Source organism: Streptomyces sp. NPDC001373 (assembly GCF_042895815.1).
Lineage (GTDB): Bacteria > Actinomycetota > Actinomycetes > Streptomycetales > Streptomycetaceae > Streptomyces.
Genome location: NZ_JBIAWQ010000027.1, coordinates 65,031 through 71,774, shown reverse-complemented (window position 1 = coordinate 71,774; position 6,744 = coordinate 65,031). Strand labels below are relative to the sequence as shown.

Genomic DNA, 6,744 nt, shown 5'->3' with positions numbered 1-6,744 from the left:
TCGTCCTCGGACAACACCAGCTCGGCCATCGGCCGCCCCATCTTCGCCATGAAGACAGCCTACTAATTCAACGAATTCCCGGCGCAGGACACTAGATGAACCAGGCCGTACCGTTCACCAGCGCCGACACCAACCTCCTGCACGACGGCCTGCGCCAGGTCATCTCCAACGGCGCCAGCCCCGGAGGAGTCCTGGCGTGCGGTACGGCCGGCGGAGACCGCACCATCCTCTCGGCCGGGGTGATCGCACCCGAGACTGGTGAACAGGCCCCCGACGGGGACACGGTCTACGACATCGCCTCGCTGACAAAGGTCGTCGCGACCTGGCCTCTGGTCGGCCGGGCCCTGGACACGGACCTGCTGGACCTCGACGCCCCCGCGCGGGACTTCCTCCCGCCGATGGAAGGGACGGCCCCCAGCGCGGACGCCACCATCCGCCAGCTGATCTCCCACACCTCCGGCCTGCGGGCCTCCACCCGCCTCGACCTCTACGCCGGCGCCCAGCAGCCGCTGCACGAACTGATCAGCCGAGAGCCCCTGGAGTCCGCACCCGGCGCCCACCAGTACATCAACCGGGGGTTCATCCTCCTCGGGCTCGCACTCGCCCACGTCCATCAGCGGCCCCTGAACGACCTGGCCACCGACCTGTGGAGCGAGCTGGGCATGGCGGACACCTCGTACGGACCGCTGCCATCCACGCCGAGGATCGCGCCCACCGAACAGCGGCCCGGAGCCCAGCGCCTGTGGGGATCGGTCCACGACGAGAACGCCGCCACGATGGGTGGCGTCGCCGGACACGCCGGAGCCTTCGCCCCGGCCTCCGACCTAGCCACCTACGCCGAAGCCCTCATCGGCACCCATGCGGATGCCCGGCTCGGTGCCTGGCTGCGGGAGAGCATGACCGCGCACGCCGAGATCGAACCGGGCCTCGCCCGGGGCCTGGGCTGGATCCTCGCCAGCGGCAACACGGTGGCCTACCACCACGGATTCACCGGCACGAGCCTCTACCTCGCCCCCGCCACCGGCCGGTACATCGCCCTCACCACCAACGCCGTCCACAACGGCCCCGCCCGCACCCGAATCGCACCCCTGCGCGAACTCATCCTCAAGACGATCACCACCACCTGACCGGAGGCCCAATGTGGGTGAACTGCCGACCGACCACACCACCCTCCGCCTGGGCGGTCCCACCCGCCGCTGGTTCACCCACACCGATCCCGCCGCCTGGCCCGACCTCGCCGCCGACGCCGGCTACGACGGCACGGTCATCCGCATGGCCACCCTGGGCATCACCTCCGCTACATAGGCGACGGGAGCCAGCTCGCCCAGGGGGCGGGCAGGGCCGTCGAGGTCGGCGACCCAGCGGTTGAGCCGGTGTGCGATCTCCCAAGCGCCGAGTGCCGAGTAGGCGGGGGTGCCGGGTTCACGGACGAGGCGGACGCCGACTCCGCGTGAGGAGATCAGCAGGTAGCGCGAGCGCACCGCACCGATCTCCTCCTTGGTGCCCGGGGTGTTCCATGCCGCGCCGAACATGTACTTCTGCAGCGGCTTCTCCTCGCACTGGTCCGGTCCGTCGCCGCACCAGATCTGGAGGTTGCCGACCAGGTGGTGCACCTGGCCGACGCCTCGGCCAGGCTCGGCGACCGGGGAGGTGTCGCCAACCGCATAGTCGCAGTTGACCAGCGATGGGGCGCTGAATGCGGCGTCCAGGGCTTCGGCGCGGGTGGGCAGGCGGGCCCCGGACCAGGCGCCCCTGGCGGCAGCGCCCACCCAGGTGACCCAGTGGGCGGGGTGTGATTCATAGCCGCGGCTGACGTGCCAACACTGCTGGCCGGCGTCGAAGTGGAGCCGTCCACCCCGCTCGTGCGGCATGGGGCAGACCAGCAGGTTGGTGCCACCACGGTGTTCGGCGCCCCGGCCTCGTGTAGAGCGTTCAGGAGGTCGGCCGTTTCGAGGTTGGTGACCAGATGGCGTGAAGCCGCCCGGGCTATCTCTGAGGGAGCGCTGTGACGCTGGAGTCGTCCTCGAGAACGATGATGCGGGTGCCGTTGGGCGCGGTCCGGCCCAGCAGACGGAGTTCATCGTGATTGCGGACGAAGATGACGAGTCCCTTGAGCTGACGCCAGTCGACAAGCTGCGGTCGAGGTCGTAACACACCGTAGGGGCGATCGCCTACGTACATGGGGGTGCCGAGGGCCCAACGGCTGCTGCTGTCAGGGGGGCGCGTTGTGGCGTGGACGTTGTGGAGTGCCAAGGCGGCCTCCACGGCTACGGTGTTCAGCCTGATGAGTTCAGTCCCAGGTAGGTCCATTTCCCACACGGGCTCCAGCGTCGGCTCGTCGCGGATGCCAGGCAGCGGCGGGGCGACTTGGCGTGGTCGAGGCACCGCTGCAGCCAGTTGATCTTGCAGCTCGGCCAGGCGCTTCTGCTCTAGCCTCCGTCGGCGGTGCTCCCGCTGCTCGGCTCGAGCGCGCTGCTCGGCCTCGGCAAAGGCAGCTGCGGCATCTATGTACGACGGTGCCGTCCACACGCCGGTCCAGCTGTGTCTTGCGTGGAGCCGGGTGGGTAATCGAAACGGAACAGCGCGGTCTGAGAGCACCCACGCGACGAAGGACTGCAGGTCGGTGGTCGCTTCGTGCCATTCGCCGTGTCCTGCTGGGCATCGGCATCCCTCTTTGCACGGATCGACGGTGAAGCGGGCAAGTCCGCCTGCAACTACCCACCGCGAGTCCGCATCGCTGGGCGGGCGGGTGTGGATGGAAGGCACTTCGCCGACCCAGGGCCGAAGGCGGGTGGCTACCCAGCACGTGCGCACGCCGTCCTTGGCGAACCGCGTAGTGCGCTCGCTGACTTCGCCGGTGGTGATTGGGGAGAGCTGCGCTTCCCATGCCATCCGGAGGGTCCCGTCTGGGGAAGAGGCCATCACGTCCGCACGCCAGTTGCCGCCAGGTCCGCGAACTTCGAGTTCGGCATGGTGACCGGTCGCGCGGATGGCGGTGGCAAGCTCCAGTTTCAGGAGGTGGTGCTCCACCGATTCCCCGGCAAGAGCGCAGGTCGGGGAGCCCGGGTCGTGGGCAAAGAACCGCAGCCCGTAGCGCGAGACCTTGGCGTGAACTGGATGCCTGCATTCCGGGCAGGTCATGGACACGCGTGGGCTGGCGCGGTGGATGGACTCCCACGCCCAGTTGCAGCCCAGGTCCGGCTGCGTGGCGTCGAGCTGTCCGCGGTGGTCGTGATGCGCAGTGAATCCCACGTACACCCCCGTGTGGCCGGTGACGTTCCCTCGTCCATTGTGGACCTTGGTCAGACCCGCCGGGAAGGGACAACAGGTATCTGGGCCGGCCACCAAGTCACTGCGGCTGAGGACGGAGCGGAACAGTGTGCACGACCCTCCACTTGTACGTGCGTCTTTCACGGCGTAGTTCTACGAGGTGCACATTGGAGATCGCCACGGAGATCGGGGGCATCTTTCGAAGGGGTTTCAGAGCCTCACGCACCGGGCTCGAGGGCCTCCTCCGGTTGCTGTAGGCGATGCCGATGTGCGGCCGAAGGAGCCCTGTGGGTTTCCGGGGTGGCAATCCGTTCTGGGCGCCGGCCAACGAGAGGGCGGCATGAAGTTCCAGGACGGGATTCCAGGGGCCGACGCTATAGCGAAGGGCGCCTCGTGACGCTGTAAGAGGGACTGCCACGAGACTGAATGCGGCGGGTAGGGATCCGGCGACCACGGAGGCAAGGTGGTCCAGCCGTCCTGAGGGCACTTCGCCCACGAGCCCCACCCGCGCCAGGGTCAGGGTCAGGTGCAGGCCGTCCTCAGTGATCTCGTCGAACCCAAGGTGGCTGAGCTGCCTCTGGCAGTCCTGCGCCTGGGAGACCAGGGGCGCCTCTGGTGGAATGGTGATCATCCAGTAGTAGGCCCGCGTGGAGTCACTCCAGCCGGGCCGGTCCCAGTGATTGATCATCTCGTCTACGGCGTCGAAGGCGGCCCAGTCATGCTCGGCGACGGCACGGGGATCACTGGCGCTGGGCGGAGGGGTGGGTGGAAAAATGCCGGGGTCGGTCAACAGCTGCACGTCCTGCCCCTCTCAGTTGCCCGATTGGCCGTGCGATCTTCGCAGAGTCAGCTGCGTAAGACTTGGTGGACGACCCCTCTTGCCACTTTCCGCAGTCGCACACCGCCCGGTACCGCGACCGGCCAGCACACCCTGCGGTTTTGGACCAAACCCGGCATCGCCCCGACCGGCACAGTCGAGCTCCGCCGCCAGGCCCGCGCCCGCCTGTGGGTCCCGGCTGCGTAAGGAGGCGCTTCCCCGCGGCAGCCCCGCCCCCGGCAACCGCGACACCCCCCACAACGGCCGTCGACGGCGTCGACCTGGCAGCGTACGCCGTCACCCTGCCCACTCCCTGTCGGCACCGGACTCCGTGGAGCTACTGCTCGGTCCTCGGCGGCCTTCAGGCTGGGTCGTGGAGCCGCTGCGCCGTCGTGGCCCCGACCGTGCCGTCGTCCACGCAGTCGACTGCCCTGACGCTCCCTCTGGCCGACCGGCTCTGACCTGGGAGCAGGCGCTTGATCACGCCGAACGGTCCGGCAGACGCCTGTCTCCGCTCTGCGGTGCCGCACAGGAGCAGGAGCCTCTCCCGCACGGCTTCGGCAGTATCGGCGACGGGTGAGTTCCTGGCCCAGTCGATGTAGTCGCCCGGCTGCAGAATCTCAGTAGCTCCACGCGGAACCGGTCTGGCGGTACTCGTCCAGCGGGATGGGGGTGATGCCTTCGCGCATCCGGTCTTCGTAAAGGCGGCCGTCGAGGTGGTCGATCTCGTGATGGACGAGCCGCGCAAGGCCCTGTTGGTAGGTGGCGACCGTGGTGGTTCCGTCGAAGCTGGTGTGCTCGACGGTGATGGTCAGGGGGCGAGGGACGCGTCCCCGTACGTCGAAGAAGGACAAGCACCCTTCGAACTGCTCGTCCGTCTCGACGGAACGACTGATGATGCGGGGGTTGAGCAAGGTGATCGGGGCAGCACCCGCTTCGGCTGGCTGGACGATGGCGGCCGCCCGATCGATGTCGATCTGCGGGGCCGCGATCCCCATCCCCTTGGCGAAGGGGTGAACTTCAGAGATCCGGGCGGCCGCGGCGAACAGATCGTCGAGGACCTGCTGGGCGGTGTTGCGCTCAGCGGGCAGGTCAAAGGGGCGAGTCGGCTGGTGAAGGATCGGGGCGTCCGCCTGGACGACGCCGAGGTCGCGCATGGTGTCGCTGGGGCGGGCGTCGCTCACCTTAACTCCCGTGTGTTGTTGGGGTTTCCTGGTCGGGCGCGCAGGCGCCACTCCAGACGGTATCGGGCATGAAGGTCGGGGGTGGCTGTCTCAAACCGGGTGATCCGTACCCCGGCCTTGTCACGTCGCGAAAGCGCCGTCCGCCCGAGACCGCCTGCCTCGTATTGCGTGGCGGTCGCCGCATACGACTTCGTTGCCGGACCAGCAGCCCCATCCGCCACCCTTGGTCAGGATGGGGCTCAATGTGTCAGGTGACGCGACGGCCGGCGCTCTGCTCCAGCCGCAGCTTTCAGCTGCCAGCCAGAGAGGTGGTGAACGCGGACCAGGCTGTCGCGCCGAAGCGGATGACGGGGTGGCCCGGTTCTGCATTGCGCTTGGAGTCGCGGACGTGAACTTCTCGCACTTGCTGCAACTGTGCGCACGCCTCGACGCAGGTTCCACCTCCTTCGCCACTGTAGGAGGACTTCGTCCACACGCCCGTGGGGAGTCCGGTTCCGCTGGTGGTGCTCATGGTGATCAGACCTCTCGTGCGAGTTGTTCGAGGAACTTCGGGGTTTCGTACGCAGGCAGCGCGCCCTGGGTCAGGAATTCGAAGCGGCGCACGAACCCCTTGACCTCCCGGTGTTTCGACCCGATTCGCAAGCTGGAATCGACGGTGGAGGTCGCTGCGACAGGGCCTGGCAACTTCTTGCTGTCGAAGTCGAGGATGGTGAATTCACCGCCGGTCACTCGGTAAGTCGGAGCCTTGAACGGGATGACCTGGATGGTGATGTTGGGAAGGGCGGCCAGTTCCGAGATGGCCTGGTACTGCGCCTTCATGATGTCCGAGTTGCCGACCATGTTCCGAAGGGCTGACTCGTCCATCACGCAGTGAAGATGCATCCCCTCCTCGGTGATCCGCTTCTGCCGGTTCATGCGCACCTCGACCGCGTTCTCCACGAACGCGGTCGTGGTGTCGTTGGCGGCCCGAGCCGAGTCGATCAACGCTCGGGCGTATGCCTCGGTCTGGAACAGGCCGTAGACGACGTTCGGGATCCAGGCACTGCCTCTCTGCGCCCCGGATTCGAGTGCGAGGTAGAGATTCATGCCTGAGGGCAGGACGGAGACGCTGGTGGTCCACCAGTCGGCTCCCTTGGCCTGGCGGTGCCAGTCCATCAGTAGCTCCTGGCCGTCCTCGTCGACTCCGTAGGCCTTCAGGAGCTTCGACAGGTGGTCTATGCGGCGGAAGCCGGTCTTGCCCTGCTCGACATCGCTGAGGGTGCTTGTCGAACAGCCGGCCTTCACCGCCGCTGCCGATCCTGTCAATCCGGCCCGGTCGCGGAGCCGGGTGAGTTCCGCGCCCAGCACGATCCGGAGGAACGTAGAACCTACGTTCGCCGCCATCGTCACCTCCCCTTTCGGTTCGCCTCGCCGTCGCGCCGGTCCGCCTCGTGGATACCCCGGTTCGTTTCGAAACTCCCCCGGTCCTCCTCG

Annotated in this window: 9 protein-coding genes; 3 read left to right on the top strand and 6 right to left on the bottom strand. The window is 67.6% G+C overall.

All coding sequences use genetic code 11. From position 1 onward, the window contains the following. Positions 1–95: 95 nt before the first annotated feature. A complete protein-coding gene (locus ACFY15_RS34260) occupies positions 96–1,127 on the top strand; it encodes a serine hydrolase domain-containing protein (protein ID WP_390826804.1) in 1,032 nt (343 codons plus the stop codon). Positions 1,128–1,140: 13 nt separating this feature from the next. Continuing rightward, on the top strand, positions 1,141–1,305 hold the full coding sequence (locus tag ACFY15_RS34255) for a hypothetical protein (protein WP_390826803.1): 165 nt from the start codon (positions 1,141–1,143) through the stop codon (positions 1,303–1,305). Here the strand turns inward: ACFY15_RS34255 and ACFY15_RS34250 are convergent. From ACFY15_RS34250 to ACFY15_RS34240, 3 genes are all read right to left on the bottom strand, one after another. Continuing rightward, positions 1,251–1,871 carry a hypothetical protein gene (locus ACFY15_RS34250; RefSeq protein ID WP_390826802.1) on the bottom strand — a complete coding sequence of 207 codons (621 nt, stop codon included), beginning with the start codon at positions 1,869–1,871 and terminating at the stop codon, positions 1,251–1,253. The two genes, ACFY15_RS34255 and ACFY15_RS34250, sit on opposite strands and share 55 nt — an antisense overlap. A gap of 115 nt (positions 1,872–1,986) precedes the next feature. Continuing rightward, on the bottom strand, positions 1,987–3,252 hold the full coding sequence (locus tag ACFY15_RS34245; RefSeq protein WP_390826801.1) for a competence protein CoiA: 1,266 nt from the start codon (positions 3,250–3,252) through the stop codon (positions 1,987–1,989). 97 nt (positions 3,253–3,349) lie between these two features. Next, positions 3,350–3,901 carry a 2'-5' RNA ligase family protein gene (locus ACFY15_RS34240; protein WP_390826812.1) on the bottom strand — a complete coding sequence of 184 codons (552 nt, stop codon included), beginning with the start codon at positions 3,899–3,901 and terminating at the stop codon, positions 3,350–3,352. 142 nt (positions 3,902–4,043) lie between these two features. On the opposite strand from ACFY15_RS34240, the gene ACFY15_RS34235 reads away from it, so the two are divergent. Continuing rightward, entirely contained in the window at positions 4,044–4,667 is a 624-nt protein-coding gene (locus ACFY15_RS34235) for a DUF6233 domain-containing protein (RefSeq protein WP_390826800.1), read from the top strand. Positions 4,668–4,707: 40 nt separating this feature from the next. On the opposite strand, the gene ACFY15_RS34230 is transcribed toward ACFY15_RS34235, so the two are convergent. The 3 genes from ACFY15_RS34230 to ACFY15_RS34220 all read right to left on the bottom strand — a co-directional run bounded on the left by ACFY15_RS34230 (position 4,708) and on the right by ACFY15_RS34220 (position 6,654). Continuing rightward, entirely contained in the window at positions 4,708–5,271 is a 564-nt protein-coding gene (locus ACFY15_RS34230) for a peptide deformylase (protein ID WP_390826799.1), read from the bottom strand. Positions 5,272–5,560: 289 nt separating this feature from the next. Further along, positions 5,561–5,782, bottom strand: a complete 222-nt coding sequence (locus tag ACFY15_RS34225) for a DUF397 domain-containing protein (RefSeq protein WP_390826798.1) — start codon at positions 5,780–5,782, stop codon at positions 5,561–5,563. A 5-nt stretch (positions 5,783–5,787) separates the two neighbouring features. Further along, on the bottom strand, positions 5,788–6,654 hold the full coding sequence (locus tag ACFY15_RS34220; protein WP_390826797.1) for a helix-turn-helix domain-containing protein: 867 nt from the start codon (positions 6,652–6,654) through the stop codon (positions 5,788–5,790). Positions 6,655–6,744 lie beyond the last annotated feature (90 nt).